We start from the raw sequence: 22,458 nt of genomic DNA on the forward strand, positions 1-22,458 counted from the left end.
TAGCACGCAGAGAGGAGAATTGGGGGTCATATGGCAATGCAGGTAAAGAGACAAAACAAAGGCAAGTTATCTTGGGGACAATGGGCCTTGTTAGCGATATTGATGTTGGTACTGGCAGGTTGCGGGAATGCCGGGTCGGGTGCTGCAACGAACTCGGCAGTCGAAACGGGAACAACCGACACCAAGCAGGAGGAACAAGCTGCAAACGCAGTCGACACACGCACGATCACGGATGCGTACGGTGAAGTAGATGTTCCGGCCGATGCCAGCCGCGTCGTCGTGCTGGACATCGGTGCACTGGATAATTTGCTGCAACTGGGCGTGAAACCTGTAGGAGCGCCATCGATCCTGGCACCGGGCGAGCCGTACCCGGCTTATTTGCAAGGAACGGACGGCATCGAAAACATCGGTTCCGTCAACGAGCCGAATCTGGAAGCCATCGATGCTTTGAAACCGGACCTGATCATCGGCAATAAAGATACGCATGACGCCATTCACGATCAGTTGAAACAAATTGCGCCAACCGTTTTCGTTGAAACGCTTGGAGTGACCTGGAAAGAAAACCTGAAGCTTCATGCGGAGGCGGTAAACAAACAGGAAGAAGGCCAAAAACTGCTGGAAGGTTACGAGCAGCGCGCTGCTGAATTGAAAGCCGCATTGGCCGGACAGGATGCCAAGGAAGTATCGCTGATCCGTCCGCGTGAGGACAAAATCCAGATTTACCTGAAAGAAACGTTTGCAGGAACGATCATGGAGGATGCCGGAATCGTGCGCCCGGCGGCCCAGCAGGAGGCAGGCTTTTCGAAGGACGTCACCGAAGAACAGATTGCCGATCTCGACGGGGACATCATTCTCTGGTTCAATCGGGAGCAGGATGCCTTCGCCAAGTTGGAAAAAAGCCCGCTGTGGGCCACGTTGAAAGGGGTCCAAAGCAAGGCTGTGCATCCGGTCGATTGGGAATACTGGCTCAGCGGGCTGGGGATCCAAGCCGTGAACCAAGTACTGGACGATCTGAACCAATATGTGGCGAATCCATCATAAGGTTTGTCCGGTGCCGGTGTAATGAAGCCGCAGAATGACGTCTATAATGAAGGATTTTTATAGCATGCGCTCGAATTGGGTCGTCAACGTGACGATCCAATTTTTCTGCATCAACAGGCTGCTGTCATTGATTCCGTTTTATATAGAAGAAACTCGGATCTTTAATCATATCGTTACCTTAGAAATAGATCAGCTATGTGGGGCAAGAGGTGGATTTAACAATGAGGATGAATACAGGATTACGAGCGACGGGATTGGCCCTGCTGCTGGTTATGGTGTCTCTCGCATTTCTGGGCAGCATTATGTTTGGCATCGTGAAGGTCCCGCTGCGTTCCGTTATGGATGCGTTCTTTTCATTCGACGGTTCGCGCGAGCATTTGATCATCCGCAGCGTGCGTCTGCCGCGAGCGGTCATCGCGGTGCTGGTTGGGTCTTCGCTGGCCGTGGCCGGATGCATGATGCAGGCGGTGAGCCGCAATGCGCTTGCCGGTCCAGAGTTGTTCGGCATTAATTACGGTGCGGCACTGACCGCAGTGGTCGCATCGTTCTGGCTGGGTACGACTTCGCTGCAAATGTTTGCGTGGTCATCGCTGCTAGGTGCAGCGGTGGCAGGTTTGCTGGTATTTCTGCTCAGTTCTGCAGGCAAAGGGGCCATGTCGCCGATCAGGCTGGTATTGGCCGGTTCAACGTTGAATCTGCTGTTTGCGTCGCTGACGCAAGGCATTCTGATCATGAACGAGCAATCCCTGGATACGATGCGCTTCTGGCTCGCCGGAGCATTGACCGGAAGAGATATGGGTTTGCTGGTTCAATTGATGCCGTACATCGGCATCGGATGGGTTGGCGCGGCCATGCTTAGCAGGCAGCTGAATATTTTCGGACTTGGCGAAGAAGTAGCGCAAAGCCTTGGGCAACGAATGCTGCTGATTCGCGTGGGCTGCATTGCAGCGGTGGTACTGCTCGCAGGCAGTGCGGTCGCCATCGCCGGGCCCATCGGGTTCATCGGCCTCGCCGTGCCGCATATTGCACGGATGCTGGCCGGTGAGGACTATCGCTGGATTGTGCCGTTTTCGGCCCTGCTGGGAGCGCTTCTTTTGCTCGCGGCGGATATTGGCGCAAGATTCGTACTGCCGGGTCAGGAAATTCCGGTCGGCGTGGTAACGGCCTTTTTCGGGGCTCCATTTCTGATTTACCTTGCCCAAAGAAAGGAGAGACGTTCATGATCCCCGCTCATATTCGCAAACGTGCATCGTTGATCCTGATGGGCTTATTGTTTCTGAATGCAGGCGTGCTGGTGCTGAATGTCATGTTGGGCGAGCGCTCGATCCCGCCGATGGAAGTGCTGCGCAGCCTGATTGGAGCGGGTGACCCGGAGTATCATTTCACGATCTTCCAGCTCAGGCTGCCGCGTGTGCTAACCGGCTTTCTGGTCGGCTGCGGGCTCGCCCTCGCGGGCGCAGTGCTGCAGGTCATTACCCGCAATCCGCTGGCTTCTCCGGGTATAATTGGATTAAACGCTGGGGCGGCTGCGGCCGTGGTTGCCGTTATGGTACTGGTGCCTGCTTTCCCGATGCGGGCGATGCCATGGATTGCGTTCAGTGGAGCACTGCTCGCGGCTTCGGTCATTTATGGTCTGTCGTGGCGAAAAGGGGAGGCGGCTTCGATCTCGCGCATGCTGCTGATTGGCATTGGGATCTCCGCGATGGCCGGGGCACTGATTACCTATCTGTTAACGTTGGGCAAAATCTTTCGGGTATCCCAAGCTTCCGTATGGATGGCAGGCAGCCTGTACGGGCGAACATGGGATCATTTCTGGCCGCTGCTTCCTTGGGTACTGATCCTGTTTCTACTATTATTATGGAAGGCAGGCGTGCTGGATTCGTTCTTGCTGGACGTGCAATCTACGGCCGGTCTTGGCGTTCGGGTGGAACCGATGAAAATGCTGTTCATTCTGATCAGCGTTGGTTTGGCGGGAGCTGCGGTTTCGATGGCGGGCACCATCGGGTTCGTGGGATTGATGGCGCCCCATATGGCGAGAAGCATCATCGGCAGCCGAAGCCTGGTGCGATTGCCCGTTGCCGCACTGATTGGTGGGCTGATCGTCATGCTGGCCGACCTGGCCGGGCGGCAATGGTTCGCTCCTTACGAAATTCCGGCGGGGCTAATTACTGCACTTGTCGGCGCGCCGTATATGATTTATTTGCTGCTGGGCCGCAGGGCTATATAATGAAGGAAAAGAATGCAGTCTGACGAAAGGCGGGTGCATCCGTTCCATGTCATCTCTTTCCAACGAAGCCCAGCAGATCTATCTTTTGTCTTCCGTACGCAAACGCAGATTTCCTAAACGCAGCGGGGCCGGAAAGTTAAGGATTCCCGCATACATATTATGCTTCATTATCGAAGGCGAGGGCGTCATCGTGCTGGACGGAGCATTGCAAAAGGTGCGGCCATTCCAGCTGTACCTGCTCGTTCCGGGCATGATCGTCGATATTCCAGAGCAAGCAAGCACGTTTGAGTATTACGGTATTTGGTTCGATCCGATCCGTTTAACGAAAAAGCAAGGAGCTTACGAGGCACGGACTGCCTCGCCATTGGCAGGAGCGCTGTCACCCGGCATGCTGCCGGTTCATCAGCCGCAATCCATCCTGCAGGCCATGGTACAGCTGTACCAATTGGGCAAAAAAGAATCCATCCGCCATTCCTTTCAAGGAAGGATGCTGTTGGAGCAGCTGATTCATGACCTTGCCCAACAAGGGCCTGTACCGTCGGCCAAGGCCATGGATGAACGGATCGAGCGGAGCATCCTGTACATGAAGCGGAACTATCCCGGTAAAATCAGCATCGAACAGCTGGCCGAAGCGGCCGGCGGCATGTCGGCAGCAGCCTTTTCCCGGCTGTTTCGCCGAGAAACCGGCATGCCTCCGATCGAGTATTTAAGCAACGTGCGCATGGCCGAGGCCAAAGTATTGCTTAGCGCCAAGGACAGTCGCGTGAAAGAAGTGGCAGCAGAAGTCGGGTTTCGGAGCGAGTTTTACTTTAGCCGCATGTTTCAGCGAACCGTCGGCGTTTCGCCCACCCAGTACATGAAGCGAGGCATGCTGAAGGTAGCGGTGGCATCCTCCTTGAGCCTGGAAGACCACCTCAAATCACTGGGCATCGAACCGGTATGCGTTGTAGATTTGTTTCGTTACCCCGGGCAGAGCGAAGAACAGCATGCGGATCACATGAAAGACCAGCTTGCGCTGTTGCAGCAGTCCAGTCCGGATCTGATCATCGCCGACGATTATCATGCCGAGTTCCGGGACGAGTTCAAAAAGTCAGCTTCTCCGGTATTCCTTGACTTTGAAGTGTGGGATTGGAAGAGGAACTTTGAGCAAATCGCCGAACTTGTCCATCGGGAACGGGAAGCGTCCGAGATGCTGACAAGGCTGTATGTGCAGAGCGAAACGACCGGGCAGAAGCTGCGCGGCATGTTGGGAGACGAACGGCTGATGCTGATGCAGGTCAATCACCGGGCGATCGGCATTCAGGGCCGGGCGGGTCATCCGCTGAACGAATTGATTTATGGCGAACTGGCCTTGAATCACGGCGCACCGGCATCGGAGGAGCTGTGGCGGCTGGAGATGCAGCCGGAGGAGATTGCCATTCTGGAAGCGGAGCATGTGTTTATTCATCAGCATCATGTATTGGCTGGAAGCAGCGAACGTTATCAGGATCTGATGCGTACGCCCGCCTGGTCCGGCATGGAGGCTGTACGGCTCGGCCGCGTATATGAGATTCCGAACTGGTTTGCGATGAGCTGGACGCCGCTGGGCAGACAGCGCATCATGGTGGAGCTGCTGGACATGTTGAACGGCCGATGGCAAAGCGAAAACAGGAATTAAGCCGCGTTGAGTTCGAATCGAACAACGATGAAGAAGGACAGGTTGCAGCCTTGGTTGCAGCGCTGTTCTTTTTTGTGCTGGAAATGGCAAGGGAATGTACATAAAGCGTTGATTTTCATTTATAATGATAATGATTCTCAATCAACAAGAACTATACGAATCTATCTAAGCCGCAAATTTGTGGTTTCTATCATCGTTTATAACCATAGATCAGGAGTGTATGAAATGGAATTATCGCGAACCGGATCGTCGGCATACCCTGCACCAGCGCCGGAAAGGACGATTTATCTGCATCATGCCGAATTGGCGACCGTTGGACATGCCGGGCATTTGACCCAAATGATGGCTACCCAAACGACATTGATCATTCTGCTCGAAGGCCATTGCCATTTAAAGAAAAAAAACCGCAGCACGTTGATGAAGATGGACACGGTCTACACCTGTTATCCGGGCACGACCTTTGAATTCATCGGAAAAGGCGAGCCGTCGCTCGTCGCCATTCTGCGAGTGGAACTCTACCAGCCGTCAACGAGCCGGCCCGGAATGCTCGAATCGGCTTCGCAGCATATCTCCGCACTGCTGCCTGACGAAGCAGCGCATCCTGTTCCCGGGGCGGCGGGAGATTGCTGCAGATCCGTGTGCGCAATGCTTCGCTCGGGAGATCCGATCCAGCAGCTGCGGGCCCAGCTTCAGGTCATGGGGTTGGTGATCGATGCCGCTTCGGCGTGCTCCTCCGGTTCATCCATGCAGGCCAGCGGCGTCGAACGGGTCAAACATTACATGGATGAGCATCCGGAAGAACCGCTGAACTCAGGTAAATTGGCCGAGCTGGCCGGACTAAGCCCTAAACACTTTGCGGAACAATTCAAGAAACGATATGGAAAAAGCGCTCGCGAATATATCACGGAATTGCGTCTCGCCAAAGCCAAACGCCTGATGCTCCGACCCGGCCGAAAGCTGAAGGATGTCGCCCACGAGGTGGGGTACCAGGACGAGTTTTATTTCAGCCGGTTGTTCAAAAAAGAATTCGGCGTTTCCCCCTCAAGCTATATCGGCAAACGCAAGCACAAAATCGCCGCTTATGCATGTGCCTCCACATTAGGAACATTGCTCGCGCTGGAACAGCTGCCTTACTTGGCCCCGCTTCATCCCAAATGGACGAACTACTATTTGGAGAGATACGGGGACGACATCCCCTACCATCTGGAATATGGTTCAAGCGATTCGGCAGCACACCCGAACATCAAGCAGATCGCGGAGGCTGCGCCGGAGCTTATCGTATGTCCGGATTATGTTACCGGGACGGAGTATGAAACATTGAGGGATATCGCTCCGGTGTTCAAACTTCCTCCGGAAGGGCCGGGCAGTTGGAAACAGGGTTTGATTCAGCTTGGCACCATTTTGGGCCTGGAGGAAGAGGCATTGCAGTGGACTCGGGAGTTCGAGATCCGAAGCCAAAAGACAAGTCGCGCGATATCCAGCCTTCATGGGCGAAAGGCGGCCCCCTCCATTTTATTTGTGCGCATGATCCGAGGCCGACTGCTTGGATTTGACTCGGCGGGCACGCTCGATTACGTGTATAACGATCTCGGAATCCGGCGTCCGCGGTATACTCCGAGAGACGGCGACGAGTGGTCGCCGGTCACGTGGGAGCAGCTGCAGGCAGAAGACGTGGACTACGTGGCGTTGATGATTCGGCAGGACTCGAAAACGCTGGAGCAGTGGCAAGCACTCAGCCGGTCGCCCGAATGGCGGGCACTGCGAGTGGTTCGTCAGGATCGGGTATTCATGCTGTCCTCCAATCCGTGGCGCGAGTATTCTCCGATTGGTTTGGACCGGGCACGCCTGGATTTGTTTAACCATTTGAAGTCTGCCGGAAAAAAGTCCATGCCGAATCCTCCTGCAGTCTATGGAGAAGACATCGCAAACCGCTCATAATAAATGATAATGATTATCAATATTAGCGGAGGGGTCAACCAGATGAAAAAAGCAACGATACTTCTGCTGTCCACCATCATGCTGGGCATGTTGGCAGCTTGCGGAGGACAGAACAATACAAGCGGCGAGGCCCAGTCGGCAGGGCAGGCCGCACAGACGAAAACAACCGAGAATGCGGCATCGGGCGAGACCGCATCGGCGACGGCGGAGAGCGGCACACGAACGGTAAATTACCTTGGAACGGACTATGAGGTGCCTGCCCAGATCGACCGATATGTCATTACCGGTGCGCTTGAAGCGATGGAGGATTCCATTCTTCTCGACATCCATCCGGTAGGAGCCATTACTTCCGGAGGCAAATTCCCGGACATGTTCGCTTCCATCACGGATCAAGCGGAGTCGATCGGTGAGAAAATCACTCCGAACTTCGAGAAAATCCTCTCCTTGAAACCACAGGTCATTCTGGGAAGCACCAAATTCGAGGCAGCGGTATTGGACAAGCTGAAACAGATTCAGACCACCATTCCGTATTCCCACGTTGCAACCAACTGGGAAGCGAACTTGATGCTGCTCGGCGAGTTGAGCGGCAAACAAGACAAGGCCGCAGAGCTGATCCAAACCTACAAATCCGATCTGGAACAAGCCAAACTGACCGTGAACGAAACGCTCAAGGATAAAAAGGTCGTGCTGGTTCGTATCCGTGACGGCGGCATTTATATTTATGGACCCGACCTGTACTTCAACACGCTCCTCTATGGCGAGCTTGGACTGACGGTGCCTGATGCCGTTGCGGCTGCGGAAAAACAAGAACTGCTGTCCATGGAACAATTCGCTGCCATCAACCCGGACGTGCTGTTCATCCAGTTCTCGGAGGACGAGAATCCGGATAATACGGCCGCGCTTGAGGAGATCGAGAGCAATCCGATTTTCCAAAGCGTCAATGCCGTCAAGGAAAAGCAGGTGTACGTAAATATTGTGGACCCGTTGGCACAAGGGGGGACCGCATACAGCAAAATCCAGTTCTTGAAAGCTTTCATGGAAAAAGTTCAACCATAATGTCAGGGGTATGGGTATGATTCAATGTTAACTACCAAAACCATGGAACATCACGATTCGGGCTCCCGCAAAAACAGGCGGCTTGCGCTCCTGCTTGTTCTGTCTCCGGCAGCGGCGCTGCTGATCGTAACTTGTTCGGTTCTTTATGGCGCCAAGGATATTGCTCCGGATGACGTTTGGAATGCGCTGATATACTACGATTCAGGCAACGTGGACCACCAGATCATTCTGCATTCACGCATTCCGCGGGCAGCAGGTGCACTGCTGGTCGGCTTGATGCTGGCCATGTCGGGGGCTGTCATGCAGGGAGTAACCCGTAATGACCTGGCTTCGCCATCCCTGCTCGGAGTGTCGGACGGTTCGGTGTTTGCCGTTACGCTATGCATGATTTTGGTTCCAAACGTTGGCGGCTCGGGGCTGATCCTGGTATCGATGGCCGGATCGGCGCTCGGAGTTGCGCTTGTATTTGGCATGGCTGCGCTCATTCCACGAGGCAGCTCGCCCGTCACGCTGGCTATATTGGGGATCATTACGGGCATGTTCTTGAACGGTGTATCGGATGCATTAGCCATGTATTATCATATCCCGCAAAAAATCAGTTTCTGGTACAACGCCAGATTGTATCAAATGGAACTTGGAGAGCTGGAAATGGTTTGGCCATACGCCTTGGCAGGCATCATTCTCGTACTGCTTTTGTCCCGATACATCTCCGTGCTCGCGCTGGGAGAAGAGGTTTCGGCCGCGCTTGGGCAGCGGGTGCGGCTGATCAAAGGCATTTCGATGCTGGCAGTGGCTTTGTTGACCGGCATCGCGGTGGCTATTGCCGGCAAAATCGCTTTTGTCGGCCTGATCATTCCCCATGTGGCGAGAATGATCATCGGCAACGACTACCGGCGGGTCATTCCTCTATCCGGTGCGCTCGGTGCATTGTTTTTGGGACTGTGCGACATTTTGTCCCGCTTCATGAATTATCCGTTTGAGATGCCGATCGGGGTCGTGCTGGCGATCTTTGGCGTTCCTTTCTTTCTGTATCTGATTCGCCGCAGGAAGAAGGAGGTGGCATCGTGAGAAATGCAAAGAAAACGACGGCCGGTTATGCTGCCGTGATCGGTTGTACCTTGGCCGCCATTGCGGGCATGTTTCTTCTCGGACTGATGACCGGCGAGATGAAGCTTTCCATCGGCGACGTGTTAGGTACCTTATTGGGCAATCAAGGACAGTCGGACTATGATATCGTCATATTCCAGTTCCGCCTGCCTCGCATCGTACTCGGCGCATTGCTTGGGGCAGCTCTGGGCATGTCCGGGGCCGTCGTGCAGAGCCTGACGCGCAACCCGCTGGCAGACCCGGGCATTCTGGGCATCCATGCGGGCGCAGGCATGTTCGTTATCCTGTTCATGTTTGTCTTCCAGGACTTGATTCCGTCGACCGGACGGTTGGCGGTCATGCTCATGCCTCTATTCGGCGTCGCGGGAGGCGTGCTTGCGGCGCTGACGATATTCATGCTGGCGCGAAACAATGGACATCTTGAGCCGCAGAAGCTCATTTTGGTCGGGATCGCGGTGACGACGGGATTTTCGGCAGTGACGCTGTACATTTCCCTGAAGATGAATCCGCATGATTTCGAGCGGGCGGCAATGTGGCTTGCGGGAAGCTTGAATTCCGCCAACTGGATTTTCATCGTCTCCATTCTGCCTTGGATGGTTGTGCTGCTGCCGTACCTGTTCTGCAAAACGCGGGTGCTTGATCTGCTGCGGCTGGGCGACGACAATCTGATCGGACTCGGAATGTCCGTACAGCGGGAACGGAACTTGCTGCTGTTTGCCAGCGTGGGCGTAGTGACGGCTGGCGTGGCCGTGGCAGGCAGCATCGGGTTCGTCGGGCTGATCGCCCCTCATATGGCGATGCGGCTTACAGGACTCGCACACCGCAGATCACTTCCGATCAGCGGTTTGTTGGGCGCAGCGCTGGTGCTGATCAGCGACTACGTTGGCAGGACGGTATTTTCCCCGTCCGAATTGCCCGTCGGCGTTGTGCTGTCCATTGTCGGCGTCCCTTATTTTGTGTGGCTGATGTGGTCACGTTCACGGAGGTAAAATGATGATTGAAATGCAGCAGCTGGAGGTGGAGGGACGCAAGCTCACTGTTTTTCTGCCTCCTTCGTATGCCTTTTCCGGAAGGCCGTATCCCGTTGTGTACCTTCACGACGGGGCCAAGCTGATGATGAGCACGTTGAACTACATGTACAGGTTGTTCCGTGAAGGTTTGCTGGCAGAGGTGATCGTTGTTGGCGTGGATAGCGAAGCACGCAATGACGAATATACTCCCTGGCCAGCGCATGCCGCGACCGAAGGGAAAGAACCGTTTGGAGGTTTGGGGGGAAACTACGTCAATGAACTGGCGGATGTGATCAAACCCGAGATCGACCGCCTGTTCCGCACGGTTCAAGATGCCCGCTCGACGGGGCTGGTCGGTTATTCGCTCGGGGGATTGATTACGCTCTATGCCGCATATCGGAGGCCCGATGCTTTCGGCAACTTTGGCATGTTATCGCCATCGACGTGGTATGAAGGCATGCTGGAGTATGTGGAGCAGCATTCGCTGCCAAACCGGGAAATCCGCATGTACATTTCGCTTGGCAATCGGGAAGGCATATATAAGAGCAATATTCAGCAAAATGCGGTGGCAAACACACTGCAAGTGTATCATCGGTTAAGCGGGCAGCTGCAGGAAACAAATCGTTTGCGTTTGGACATTTTGGATGATGCAACGCATGATCTGGTTTTTATGGCACGCCAGTTCCCGGAGGCGCTCGGATGGATGTACGGGCATAAGGGTCGGCAGGTTACCATCAAGCCAAACGAAATCAGCCGCGGCATTGTCCATAAAGGAGATGCTATCGTTACGGGGGCGAGTCCTGCTTTGCCGGGCACGGAAACATGGGACATTCGTTCCATGCGCAATGGAATGCTCTACCGCATTTTCGTTCATCTTCCGCTCAAGCCGCCTCCACCTGAAGGCTATCCGGTTTTGTACACGGTGGACGGCAATGCCTACTTTGCTTCGTTGAACGACGCGATGCGATTGCAAACCCGCCATCCGAAAGGGCTGCCCTCCGGCCTGATCGTTGCCGTCGGTTATCCGGAAGATGGACCGTTCGTGGCGGAACGCAGGTTCAGGGATTTGACGGTCCCGGATCGGCAGCAGGGATTGCGTCCGGATGGTTCTTCATGGCCGGTAAACGGAGGCGCTGACACGTTTCTGGATTTCATCGAATTTGAATTGATGCCGCAGATCGAGGGCAGGTATCCGGTGGATACGCGTCAGCAAGCGTTGTTCGGCCATTCGCTGGGCGGTTTTTTTACGCTGTATACGCTCATGAGGCGGAATCACTTATTCCAGAATTACGTGGCAGGCAGCCCGTCGATCTGGTGGAAAGACCGCGTTTTGTTTGACATGCTGCCTGAATTTGAGACAAGGCTTCGGAACAGCCGGTTGGACTGCTCGCTGATGATCGGCATAGGGGGAGAAGATACCAAATTGCTGGCTAATGCGAAACAATTTTACGATCGGCTGGTTCCTTACGAGGGAAGCTCCATTCAGCGACTACGGCATCACGTTTTCGAGGGCGAGGGGCACATGTCGGTGCTGCAGCCGATGTTCAGCCCGATGCTCCGCTTCGTTTTTGCCAAAGAGGGCGAGAGATTGCGCATCTAAAATAAGTGGCGGCATGACACCGATAATACGAAAAACAATGCTCTGGTTCGGAATGATCCGAATCAGGGCTTTTCTAATAGATTAAGGTTGGAACGAGTTAACGTAAATGTGCAAAATGTTTGTAGTTCCCTAGATACTGTAAATCGATTGAAGTCGCTTATACAATGGTTTACAACATAAATGCCTATTAGGCGGCTTGGAGGGAAATGCATTTTGAATGACAGTGAATGGTATGTCTGTCCGGACTGCGGGCAAGACATCGAGGTCAATGAGGGCTATAAAGCCTGGTGCGAACATTGCAATTGGAACATTGCCGAGGAGGAGGAACAAGGGGAAACGGGCTGGCTCCGAACAATAAACCGGAAATTGGACGAACGTTTTTCAGGGCGCCTGCTCGATGAATTCAAGTATAGCGTAACCCGAGAGTTTCCATTGACCAAATATCGATTATATGCGTACATGCTGGCTTTAATTGTACATACATCGACGTTAGCCATCTTGGGCCTCGCGATTCTTTGTTTTGCCACCAATTCGACTTGGCTCGGTTTTTTGGGAATACTCCTTTTATTGCTATGGATTGCGGTAATGCTTCCTTATCGCAGGCGTTTGCCAGGAAGGGTTATTACGAAAGAGGATTATCCCGAACTTCATCAACTGATCGAAGAAATACGGCAACAATTAAACGCGCTGTCTGTGCACATGATTCGGGTAACTGAGGATTACAACAGTTATATTTTAAGCTGGAAGGGGAAAAGAAAGATTCTCGTGCTCGGCATACCGCAACTTGCTGCATTGACGACGGAAGAAAAGATAGCGATAATCAGCTTTCAAATGAGCCTGCTGGCACATCCAAATGCAGCCAAACACGCCTTTGTGGATCGGGCGATGAACCTCCTGCAATCTTGGCAGGATGCACTTGATCAGAGCGATAGCGGCATTTTGGCCATTCTTCTGTTTCCGCTTGTCATTCTGGGACAGGTCGTTGCTTTCTTTCTGGCGCTTTTTCAAATTCTGTTGATGCTGACCTTAAGGGATGAGATGCAGCGTTCCATCTACATTGCTGATTACGAAGCTTCACTGATCGCGGGCAGCCAGGCATGGAAGTCCCTGCTCCTGAAAGCAACCATGGAAGAGTTCTTTCTTACCACAGCTTTTCAAGTCGCAAAGTATCCGTATAGCAAGGAGTTGTATGAAGAATTCAGACAACGCATCGCAACGATTCCGCGCAAGGAAATGTTGCGCGCCGAACGGTTGCAGGAAATGCAAGAAGTACATAACGTGTTTAACCATCCTTCCGCAAAAAACCGCTTGGAAGTCATGAGGGAGCACTGGTGTTTTGCCCCATCATATCAGCCTGATGCAGCACAAGTAAAAAAAATTCAAGCCGAGTTTCATGATCTTGAACAGCGTTCCCAAAAGATTTTGTTAAGCCATCTTCGAGAGACTGGATAAAGGAGTACGGTAAAAGGGACATTGCTTTGCGCATGGCAAGCATGTCCCTTCATTGTTGCCAGCAAGACAACACTTGCCGTTGGAGCATTTGTTGTGCTGGTCTCGATAGCACGCCGTCTTCTAATCTAGCGGTCTCCCCGCTCCAAATGTCGGCGTGGATGCGTGATTTTACCCATTTTGTCCGTATCGTTTTCCTTAGGAACCAAGCGCTCATCCGTTCGGCCTTCATGATGGTTGTCAAACGCAAATTCGGTCAGTTTCCATTCGCTCTTGCCGAGCACGGGATCGGCGGGAAAATGTTGTCCGCGATGAAGATGTTCCTCGCGTCCGGCTTCATTAACGTAAACGCCATCCACTTCCACTTCTTCATGGGAAAGAGGGAGCATATCGTTTTCCTTGCGTTCCATGAATGGGCACCTCCTTGAACAAGGGGAATTTGACTCAAAATGATGTCCTTGATAATATCCCCCGAACAGTCAGGTGATATGCTTTGCAGAGAATGGCAAATAAAAAGCTCAAAAATTTCGCTAAAAAAATATAATGCGGATTAAACTTTTTGGGCATGGACACCGTTATATTTATTAGGGAGAAATCGTCAATTCGAAAGATGTTTCCGAATATGCTATAATAAGATCATGATTCGAACCGAATCATATCGGGTATTGATGTGTCAGGTGCTTGCTACGCAAAGTTCCCGACCAGAAGCTTGTTCAAGCCGCGTACACAACTTCATGAATGGCATTTAAGACTTATTCGGCGTTCCTAAACGGAGCATTCACTTTCAACGTTTTGGGAGGGAATTACTATGGCAACGAAAGGTCACAATGAGGTCAAAGAAAGTTTGAGGGAGATGACTCGGATTTTCCGTCCTAAAGATCCCAAAAAATTCGTGAAGGAGTATGTGAAGAAATACCGGATTACGGGTGGATACGAGGAAGAACTGACTTCTGTGGTCGAGCATGAGCTTGTCAAAATGGATTCTTCCGTATCCTGAAACGAACGACCATGAATACTGTTCCGAATATGAATAGAACCGTCTACCGGGCATCGGCTCCGGCAGACGGTTTTTTTTGTTGCTCACTGTTCATTTTGGCTGCTGATCTTGGCGGTAGCGTTCACGATTCTTGCCTGTGTGCTTTTAAGGGGCTGTGCCTCAGGTCTTCTGCATATATATGGAATTACAACATCGGCAGGAAGGATGAATGCAAGTGGACCCTATATTGAAGACCAAAGAGGAAATCGGCTATATGCAGGAAGCAGGGCGTATTCTGAGGAGCTGCCATGAGCAGATCGAACGATGGCTGGCTTCGAGAATAACGACGCTTGAAATCAACGAACGGGTCGAGGCATTTCTGGCAAAGCAGGGGGCCACGCCGGAGCAAAAGGGATATAAAGGATACCCGTATGCGATATGTGCTTCCGTAAATGATGTGGTATGCCACGGCTTTCCGGATGAGCGAGAGCTGGCCGACGGGGACGTCATCACCATAGACATGGTGGTCAACAAAGACGGATGGCTGGCCGACTCTGCCTGGACGTATGCCGTAGGCGAGCCCGGAAGGGTTTTGCGCAAATTGATGAAGCGTACGGAAAGGGCGCTTCATCGGGCGATTGCTCAGGCAGTACCGGGCAAAACGCTCGGGGATATCGGGAATGCCATTGAGCGGGTAGCCAGACTGCACCGGTATGGCATCGTGAAACCGCTCATCGGTCACGGGATCGGTCAGTACATACACGAACCGCCGAACGTGCTTCCTTACGGCAAACGAAGAACGGGAATGATGCTTACCGAGGGCATGGTCATCACGATCGAGCCGATTTTCACGAAAGGCTCGTCGGGAGCCGTGATCTGGGATGACGACGGTTGGACCGTACGCACGGCCGACGGCAGCGTCGGCGTTCAATACGAACACACCGTGGCCATTACGGCGGATGGACCGCTTGTGCTGACAGCTGGCAGTTAGGTTAGAGGCAGACCTTTGATCGTCGCGGAGCTTCACGCTGTTTTGCAGGTGATGCTGCAAATGGCGTGAAGCGGACAGGGAGGCGGGAAAAAATCTTTTGGGCCGCAGAAGGAACTGGAGTCCGCGAAAGCGAATTCCTTTTGCATAAAAGTACATTTTTTGAAACAGGATCGAAGTTGAGAAAAATAGCATGGCCTCACCGAATTATGGAAAATACTTTCAAAGTCAAAGGTTATAATTTATAACTGAAATCGTTTGCAAAACGAGTGGTGGTGCGGACTTTTTATAAATGTGAACAAAGTGTGAATATGTGTCCAAAGATTGACAAAATCATACCCTCAACTTATATTTAATAAGTGATTTGTCCATATAGAATGATTTGGAATAATGCGCAGACATACCCTTTGGAGGAAATGGAGGGAGCCATGGAAGCGTTATTTTTTCAAGTTCTTCCGTAAGATGGACAGGATTGTGGCTTCCGCCTGATGCGTTTTCTGGAGATTGTCAGGATGCCGCCATAATCTGCGAAAATGCCAAAGGTGAGGTGGATCAATGATGAAACAGTGGCAGGCCGCAAAGAGAATCGTCCCGTTAATCGCGATGTTGTCTTTGCTGCTCTCCGCATGCGGGCGGGAAGACTTGTCGGTAATGAAACCTCAGGGTCCGGTGGCGCAAAGCCAGCTCGATCTGATGAAGCTCTCCATCACGATTATGATTGTTGTGCTCATCATTGTGTTTGCGATTGCCGCTTACGTCCTGATCCGTTTCCGCAGGCGGTCCGGACAACAAGAAGTGCCCGAGCAGGTAGAAGGCAATTTCAAGCTGGAGGTCATTTGGACAGCCATTCCGCTCCTTCTGGTCGTTATTTTGGCCGTACCCACGGTCCAAACCATTTTTGCCCAAGGCGAGGACGCCTCCAAAGACAAAAATGCCATTCAAGTCCAAGTTACCTCGCATCAATACTGGTGGGAATTCACTTACCCTCAATATGACATCACCACTGCACAGGATCTCATCATCCCGACCGGGAAAAAAATCGCATTCGAATTAAAAACCGCAGACGTGCTTCATTCCTTCTGGGTGCCGTCGCTCGCGGGCAAAATGGACACAAACCCGGATGGAACCGTCAACAGATTCAGCTTCTCCGCACCAAACGAAGGCGTATACCGAGGCAAATGCGCCGAGCTGTGCGGCAGATCGCATGCCTTCATGGAGTTTAAGGTCAAGGCGGTAAGCCAAGAATCCTTCGACCGTTGGGTCAATGAAATGAAGGCGCCGGCCGTGCTCCCCGAAGATGCTCAGCTTGCCGAGAAATTCAAAACCAACTGCCTCTCCTGCCACGCGGTGGGCGATCAAGGCGGGCCGGTTGCTCCCAATCTCACCGGAATCGGCGGCAAGGAATCGGTAGCAGGGATTCTGCTAAACAAACGGGAAGGGCAGGAGGAAGGCAACCCGGTGCTCGACAACATGAAGGAATGGCTCCATGATCCTCAAAGCGTGAAGCCGGGCAATACGATGCCGAATCCGAAGGATCTCGGATTGACGGACGAAGAGATCGACGGCATTGCCGAATATTTGGCCAACTACAAATTGAACTATGAATAGAATAGCGGGGACGAAAGAGGGGGTATGGAACCTTGGCTCATGCTCATAGCGTCAAGCGCTACACGGGTTTAATGGATTGGATTACCACCGTCGATCACAAAAAAATCGCCATCCTTTATCTGATTGCCGGCGGGCTGTTCTTTGGCATCGGGGGGATCGAAGCCATTCTGATCCGGATTCAGCTGATGAAGCCGATGAACAACTTCGTATCGGCCCAGGTGTTTAACGAACTGATCACGATGCATGGAACAACGATGATCTTTCTTGGCGTCATGCCGATTATTTTTGCCATTATGAATGCAGTCATTCCGCTGCAAATCGGAGCGCGTGACGTCGCGTTTCCGTTTATCAATGCACTTGGCTTTTGGACGTTTCTCTTCGGCGGGCTGCTGCTGAATCTGAGCTGGATCATGGGCGGAGCTCCCGATGCGGGCTGGACGGCCTATACGCCTCTCTCCGGCAGCGACTACAGCGGGACGCACGGGGTCGACTTTTACACGATCGGGTTGCAAATTGCAGGTTTGGGTACGTTGATCGGGGGCATTAACTTTCTCGCGACCATCATTACGATGCGTGCGCCAGGCATGTCTTACATGCGCATGCCGATGTTTGCCTGGACGACGTTTATCACGTCGGCCATTATCCTGTTCGCGTTTCCGGCCATTACGGTCGGCCTCGTATTGTTGACGTTTGACCGGATTCTCGGAGCCAACTTTTTCGATGTTTCGGGCGGGGGAAACCCCGTGCTCTGGCAGCATATCTTCTGGATTTTCGGTCACCCGGAAGTGTACATACTCATTTTGCCGGCATTCGGCATCATTTCCGAGGTGATTCCGACCTTTTCGCGCAAGCGGTTGTTCGGATACAGCTCCATGGTGTTTGCAACGATCCTCATTGCGTTCCTCGGCTTCATGGTCTGGGCGCATCACATGTTTACGACGGGGCTGGGGACGGTTGCGAACGCGCTGTTTTCAATCTCGACGATGCTCATCGCGGTGCCGACCGGGATCAAAATCTTTAACTGGCTGTTTACGATGTGGGGGGGACAGATTCGTTTCACTGCGGCGAACCTGTTCGCCGTCGGGTTCGTTCCGACCTTTGTCATGGGCGGAGTTACGGGTGTCATGCTGGCTTCCGCGCCGGCCGACTTCCAGTTCCATGATACGTACTTCGTCGTGGCGCATTTCCACTACGTCATCGTGGGTGGCTTGGTTCTGGGCCTGTTTGCAGGGCTGCATTACTGGTGGCCGAAAATGTTCGGGCGCATCCTGAGCGAAACGCTGGGCAAATGGACGTTCTGGACGTTTATGATCGGCTTCCAGCTCACGTTCTTCGTACAGCATTTCCTCGGATTGATGGGCATGCAGCGCAGGATCGTTACGTATTTGCCGAACCAGGACTTCGACCTGTTGAACCTGGTCAGCTCCATCGGGGCATTCCTGATGGGCGTCGGAGTGATCCTGTTCCTGATCAACATCGTCATCACAACGAGAAAACCGGCGAATGCGCCAGCCGATCCGTGGGAAGACGGACGAACGCTGGAATGGTCCATTCCTTCGCCTCCGCCGGAATACAATTTCAAGCAAACTCCGCTTGTGCGCGGAATCGATGCCTTTTGGAAGGAAAAGATGGCCGGCCACAAAGAAATGACGCCTGCGGAGCCGGTAGGACCGATCCATATGCCGTCGGCTACGCCGCTGCCGTTCGTCATGTCCGTAGGCATTTTTATCGCCGGGTTGGGCTTCATGTTCAGCAAGGACGACTTTGGCAATGCGTTGATGAACGGGCTTTTCAACAATTACATCGTCGTCATTATCGGTCTTCTGATCACCTTTGGTTCGATGCTGCTGCGCTCGCTCTATGATGACCATGGCTGGCATATCGAACCTGAGGACCAAGACGGGAAGGGGGCTGCACTATGACAACTGCACATGTCGAAACGGCAGCAAACGGAAACCTGCCCCATGAGCCGGAGAAAGCCACGCTGGAAGGCCGCAACAAGCTGATCGGTTTCTGGCTGTTCCTCGGCGGGGAAACGGTATTGTTCGGCACGTTGTTTGCCACCTTCCTGGCCCTGCGCGGCCAGACGAACGACGGTCCGACGGCTAACGAGCTGTTTCACCTGCCGCTGGTGGCGGCGGCGACCTTCATCCTGCTTGTCAGCAGTTTGACCAGCGTATTCGCCATCCAGGCCATGCACCGCGGGGATCGGAACAAGCTTGCGCTATGGCTTGTTATCACGGTTGTATTGGGGCTTGGATTTCTGGGACTGGAAATCTACGAGTTCTACGAGTACGTGAAGCATAAGGAATTCGGCATGACCACGAGCGCGTTCAGTTCGGCATTTTATACGTTGGTCGGCTTTCATGGTGCCCACGTTGCTTTCGGTATTTTCTGGATCAGCATTCTGGTCGGGCAATTGTTCAGAAAAGGATTAACGGTGGTCACCGCTCCCAAAGTATACGTCTCGGCCATGTACTGGCACTTTATCGACGTCGTGTGGGTATTCATCTTTACGGTTGTGTATTTGCTTGGAAAGGTGGGGTAGCGCATGTCGGCACAGGATAAAACGGATCAGCATCCTGCAAAGCACCGTCACCGCATGGAAGGTCCGCAAAAACACGTCGTGGTATTCATATTTTCCGTTATTTTGACCCTGATTGCTTTTGCGGCCGTGAAGGCAGGCGGAGTTAACGCCACCTTTACCATTATTCTGCTGGTCGTCATGGCCATCCTGCAGGTGTTCGTTCAGTTGGGATATTGGATGCACATGAAGGATAAAGGGCATTTAATGCCCATCCTGTTCATGGCTTTTGGATTTTTCGTAGCGTTTACTTGTATTATCATGGCTCTCTATTGGGTCTGGTGGTAAAAAGAATGACGGCGGCGCGCCAAGCGCCGTCTTTTCCCCTTTCGGGCGATGCCCCCTAGGGGGAGCAACTCAACAACCATTAACGTTCACGGGGAGGATTCCCGTATGCTTGGATTGCAGTATTTCAGCTTCAGTGATCTTTGGAACCCGTTGGTGTTGGCGCTGTTTCTCGTTGTCGCGGCGGCCTACCTTGTGATCGTCGGTCCTTTCAGCGAGCGTGTCAAAGATGCCGAACCGGCGACGGGCACGCAGAAACTGCTGTTTCTGGTCGGATTGGCGGTGCTGTATCTGGCTCAAGCCGGCCCGTTCAATTTGCTCGGACATGTCATGTTTAGCTTTCATATGGTGAGCATGGCGCTGTCTTACCTCGTGGCGCCTCCGCTGCTTATGAAAGGGCTGCCGGTCTGGATATGGCGGCGAATCGCAAGGCGAATGCCGGCCAAATCATTATCGTTTCTGGCCCATCCCATTGTGGCCGCAGTTGTGTTCAACGGCCTGTTTTCGATGTACCATTTGCCAGTCGTTCACGATTACGTCATGTTGAATTTCACGGTACATCGTTTGTACTATATCGCACTTTTTGTAACTTCCATGCTGATGTGGTGGACGCTGCTTAATCCACTGCCGGAAGGCAGGCAAGCGTCAGGGTTGTCCAAAATGGGCTTCATCTTCCTGAACATGGTGCTGTTGACGCCTGCTTGCGGACTTATTATTTTTGCGCCGCAACCGCTCTACGCCACATATAGCGATCCTTCGGTATGGGCAGAGGCGATGCGATATTGCGTATCCACGGGTTCGTCGGCATTGCTAAGATCATTCGGCGGACCGGGTTTCTTTAATTTCTTGTCCTCGGCTCAAGAGGATCAGCAGGTAGGCGGCATTTTGATGAAGTTTATTCAGGAAGGGATTTTCATCTCCATGCTGGGTTACGTGTTTTTCCAATGGTATCGCAAGGAAAAGCGAGAAGATGATGACGACCCGCGTTCTTTGGACGGTACGGGCGAACCGTTTCATTCCGCGGCGAAATAACGCCAGTGATGTTGCAGCAAAGGGGGATTTGCGATGGATATGTATTTGTTGTTGCCCACGATCAGTACGGCTTTGATTGTCATCAGCGCCCTGCTGGTCGGCATCGGTTGGGTGCTGATCGTACGGGGCAAGCGGGAGGCACACCAATCGATGATGGTCGCCGGTGCCGTTGCCGCAGTATTGTTTTTTATCATTTACATGTCGCGTACCGTTTTTGTGGGGAATACGTCCTGGGGCGGCGATCCGGAGATGGAAGTGTTTTATCGGATTTTTCTGATTTTTCATATCATTCTGGCCACCGTTGCGGCGGTGTTCGGCATTTCAACCTTGGTGCTGGGATTCAAAAAAAAATTCAGTACCCATCGGCGCTGGGGCCGATTTACGTCCATGATCTGGTTTAGCAGCGCGTTGACCGGGGTCGTCGTGTATGTGCTGTTATATCTGTTGTATCCAGGCGGGCATACACGTCCCGTGTGGGAGACGATACTGGGAGCGTAGCAAACATGCATTTTCATTTATATGAAGTTTAAAAAAGGGCCGTATAGATTTGTGCACTTTGCATGCACAGATCGTACGGCCCTTTTTGGTACGGTGCGGGAAGAAACTATCCAGCCAGCATCAATCGCCGCCGCCTCCACCGCCATCACCGCCGCCGCTGTCGCCGCTGCTTCCGCTATCATGGCTGGAATGATGACCTGAATCCTGGGAGGAGGCATGATCATGATGATGGCTATGGCGATGATGCGAATCGTCCCCGAATAGGAAGGGTGCACCGGCACCGGAGTCGCTGTACGCCGAGTTGCGGCTGTCGTTGTCGCTGCGCCGCCTCTGGGCTTGATTGCGCGAAGAGCTCCATGCGATTAACGCGATGACAATGGCGATAAAGAGCACGACCGGTATGATTTGAAATAAACCATCCATTGGTAGAATCCTCCTTTCCGTAATCAGAAGTGTTGTTGATTTTATCATATCAGAAAGCTAACCCCAATTCCTGATTCAGGAAAAAAAGGGGTTGACGAGGCGAATGATGAGTCTGTATACTGTGTATATTGATATACACAGTAATCACAGTGGATCGAACTTAAGCACAACGGTTGCTTGATGTGTACAGACATGAGAGGAAAGGCAGGATATGGCATGGGCGCATGGAAACAGGCGTGGTGGTTAACAAGGAATGAGCAAAGCAAGGACCGCTTTCAATGGTTATGGAGTGCCATATTCATGATTTACTGCGGCGGTATGGGAGGGGTTATGCTGGTCGGGGAACAGGAAGTTCCGAGCGTTGTCTTTGACGGATATTTCATGATCATGCTTCCCTTTCAAGGCTTCTTGTTCAGCAGAAGATCTTTTCGCTACATCCAGGAAGACTCTTATACCCAGATGCTGATCTACTATCGCAGGCTGCCGATTTCCGCACAAGCCGTGATGTGGTCCAGATTGCAGCAGTCCTTGCTGGCATTCATCTATAACGGGATTTTCTTTTATGGCTCGTTGTATGTTACCCAATTGCATCACCAGGGTTTTCGTCTGGATCAGTACCTGGCTTTTGGCCTGACGTGTACCGGATTCGGATTCCTGATTACAGGATTCTATATTTACGGGGAATTTCTGCATAGCGGAAAAAAATATTTGCTGCTAAGCGCTTTTCAGGTCCCTTTGATCATTTTGTTGGTTTTCATCATTCATTTGACCGGAAATAACGGGTTTATGTCTGCCATAAAGATGAGCAAAACTTGGGGATTGCTTTCTCCGCTGATGTGGATCATGTTGGCCGTCGGATTGACGTCGTTATGGCTTCTCAGCAGGGTTACGCTAAAACAACTGATTAAAAGGGACTTAAGCATATAAATGAACACAAATAACTTGAGACATGTAAATGACGAACCGGCTCGTTCATGTG

The 22,458-nt window shown here is 52.5% G+C and carries 21 protein-coding genes; 19 read left to right on the forward strand and 2 right to left on the reverse strand.

The window, feature by feature from the left end:
• Positions 1-30: 30 nt before the first annotated feature.
• The 10 genes from MKY59_RS02905 to MKY59_RS02950 all read left to right on the forward strand — a co-directional run bounded on the left by MKY59_RS02905 (position 31) and on the right by MKY59_RS02950 (position 13,088).
• On the forward strand, positions 31-1,041 hold the full coding sequence (locus MKY59_RS02905) for an iron-siderophore ABC transporter substrate-binding protein (protein ID WP_339275893.1): 1,011 nt from the start codon (positions 31-33) through the stop codon (positions 1,039-1,041).
• Positions 1,042-1,262: 221 nt separating this feature from the next.
• Entirely contained in the window at positions 1,263-2,264 is a 1,002-nt protein-coding gene (locus tag MKY59_RS02910; RefSeq protein ID WP_339275894.1) for an iron ABC transporter permease, read from the forward strand.
• Entirely contained in the window at positions 2,261-3,268 is a 1,008-nt protein-coding gene (locus MKY59_RS02915; RefSeq protein WP_339275895.1) for an iron ABC transporter permease, read from the forward strand. Before MKY59_RS02910 ends, MKY59_RS02915 begins: the two co-directional genes overlap by 4 nt.
• Positions 3,269-3,314: 46 nt before the next feature.
• Positions 3,315-4,925 carry a helix-turn-helix domain-containing protein gene (locus MKY59_RS02920; RefSeq protein ID WP_339275897.1) on the forward strand — a complete coding sequence of 537 codons (1,611 nt, stop codon included), beginning with the start codon at positions 3,315-3,317 and terminating at the stop codon, positions 4,923-4,925.
• A gap of 225 nt (positions 4,926-5,150) precedes the next feature.
• Entirely contained in the window at positions 5,151-6,863 is a 1,713-nt protein-coding gene (locus MKY59_RS02925) for a helix-turn-helix domain-containing protein (protein WP_339275898.1), read from the forward strand.
• Positions 6,864-6,905: 42 nt separating this feature from the next.
• Positions 6,906-7,919: an ABC transporter substrate-binding protein gene (locus tag MKY59_RS02930; RefSeq protein WP_339275900.1), complete on the forward strand. Its 1,014-nt coding sequence runs from the start codon at positions 6,906-6,908 to the stop codon at positions 7,917-7,919.
• 24 nt (positions 7,920-7,943) lie between these two features.
• Complete coding sequence (locus tag MKY59_RS02935) at positions 7,944-8,987, forward strand: iron ABC transporter permease (protein ID WP_236417480.1); 1,044 nt, start codon at positions 7,944-7,946, stop codon at positions 8,985-8,987.
• Positions 8,984-10,015 (forward strand): iron ABC transporter permease, encoded by a 1,032-nt coding sequence (locus tag MKY59_RS02940; protein ID WP_339275903.1) that lies wholly within the window; start codon positions 8,984-8,986, stop codon positions 10,013-10,015. Before MKY59_RS02935 ends, MKY59_RS02940 begins: the two co-directional genes overlap by 4 nt.
• 4 nt (positions 10,016-10,019) lie before the next feature.
• Complete coding sequence (locus MKY59_RS02945) at positions 10,020-11,636, forward strand: alpha/beta hydrolase-fold protein (RefSeq protein ID WP_339275905.1); 1,617 nt, start codon at positions 10,020-10,022, stop codon at positions 11,634-11,636.
• A 213-nt stretch (positions 11,637-11,849) separates the two neighbouring features.
• Positions 11,850-13,088, forward strand: coding sequence for a M48 family metallopeptidase (locus MKY59_RS02950; RefSeq protein ID WP_339275906.1), 1,239 nt, complete (start codon positions 11,850-11,852; stop codon positions 13,086-13,088).
• Between the two features lie 125 nt (positions 13,089-13,213).
• On the opposite strand, the gene MKY59_RS02955 is transcribed toward MKY59_RS02950, so the two are convergent.
• The gene (locus MKY59_RS02955; RefSeq protein ID WP_236417474.1) at positions 13,214-13,495 is read right to left on the reverse strand and encodes a transposase; all 282 of its coding nucleotides are present in this window, start codon (positions 13,493-13,495) and stop codon (positions 13,214-13,216) included.
• A 398-nt stretch (positions 13,496-13,893) separates the two neighbouring features.
• Here MKY59_RS02955 and MKY59_RS02960 point away from each other — a divergent pair, with 398 nt between their 5' ends.
• The 8 genes from MKY59_RS02960 to MKY59_RS02995 all read left to right on the forward strand — a co-directional run bounded on the left by MKY59_RS02960 (position 13,894) and on the right by MKY59_RS02995 (position 21,056).
• Positions 13,894-14,082, forward strand: coding sequence for a hypothetical protein (locus MKY59_RS02960; RefSeq protein ID WP_236417473.1), 189 nt, complete (start codon positions 13,894-13,896; stop codon positions 14,080-14,082).
• A gap of 208 nt (positions 14,083-14,290) precedes the next feature.
• Positions 14,291-15,052 carry a type I methionyl aminopeptidase gene (gene map, locus MKY59_RS02965; RefSeq protein ID WP_339275908.1) on the forward strand — a complete coding sequence of 254 codons (762 nt, stop codon included), beginning with the start codon at positions 14,291-14,293 and terminating at the stop codon, positions 15,050-15,052.
• Positions 15,053-15,604: 552 nt separating this feature from the next.
• Positions 15,605-16,657 (forward strand): cytochrome c oxidase subunit II, encoded by a 1,053-nt coding sequence (coxB, locus tag MKY59_RS02970; RefSeq protein WP_236417471.1) that lies wholly within the window; start codon positions 15,605-15,607, stop codon positions 16,655-16,657.
• 32 nt (positions 16,658-16,689) lie between these two features.
• A complete protein-coding gene (gene ctaD / locus MKY59_RS02975) occupies positions 16,690-18,579 on the forward strand; it encodes a cytochrome c oxidase subunit I (RefSeq protein ID WP_339275910.1) in 1,890 nt (629 codons plus the stop codon).
• Entirely contained in the window at positions 18,576-19,205 is a 630-nt protein-coding gene (locus MKY59_RS02980; protein WP_236417469.1) for a cytochrome (ubi)quinol oxidase subunit III, read from the forward strand. The genes ctaD and MKY59_RS02980 overlap by 4 nt, the downstream gene beginning before the upstream one ends.
• Before the next feature lie 3 nt (positions 19,206-19,208).
• Positions 19,209-19,529, forward strand: a complete 321-nt coding sequence (locus tag MKY59_RS02985) for a cytochrome C oxidase subunit IV family protein (protein ID WP_236417468.1) — start codon at positions 19,209-19,211, stop codon at positions 19,527-19,529.
• A gap of 105 nt (positions 19,530-19,634) precedes the next feature.
• Positions 19,635-20,558, forward strand: coding sequence for a cytochrome c oxidase assembly factor CtaG (gene ctaG, locus MKY59_RS02990; protein WP_339275913.1), 924 nt, complete (start codon positions 19,635-19,637; stop codon positions 20,556-20,558).
• 33 nt (positions 20,559-20,591) lie between these two features.
• Positions 20,592-21,056: a DUF420 domain-containing protein gene (locus MKY59_RS02995; RefSeq protein WP_236417464.1), complete on the forward strand. Its 465-nt coding sequence runs from the start codon at positions 20,592-20,594 to the stop codon at positions 21,054-21,056.
• Between the two features lie 120 nt (positions 21,057-21,176).
• Here the strand turns inward: MKY59_RS02995 and MKY59_RS03000 are convergent, their stop codons facing one another.
• Positions 21,177-21,479: a hypothetical protein gene (locus MKY59_RS03000; protein WP_236417462.1), complete on the reverse strand. Its 303-nt coding sequence runs from the start codon at positions 21,477-21,479 to the stop codon at positions 21,177-21,179.
• A 216-nt stretch (positions 21,480-21,695) separates the two neighbouring features.
• Here MKY59_RS03000 and MKY59_RS03005 point away from each other — a divergent pair, with 216 nt between their 5' ends.
• Positions 21,696-22,406 (forward strand): hypothetical protein, encoded by a 711-nt coding sequence (locus MKY59_RS03005; protein ID WP_339275915.1) that lies wholly within the window; start codon positions 21,696-21,698, stop codon positions 22,404-22,406.
• Positions 22,407-22,458 lie beyond the last annotated feature (52 nt).

The sequence above is a fragment of the Paenibacillus sp. FSL W8-0426 genome, from assembly GCF_037969725.1.
Classification (GTDB): domain Bacteria; phylum Bacillota; class Bacilli; order Paenibacillales; family Paenibacillaceae; genus Paenibacillus; species Paenibacillus hubeiensis.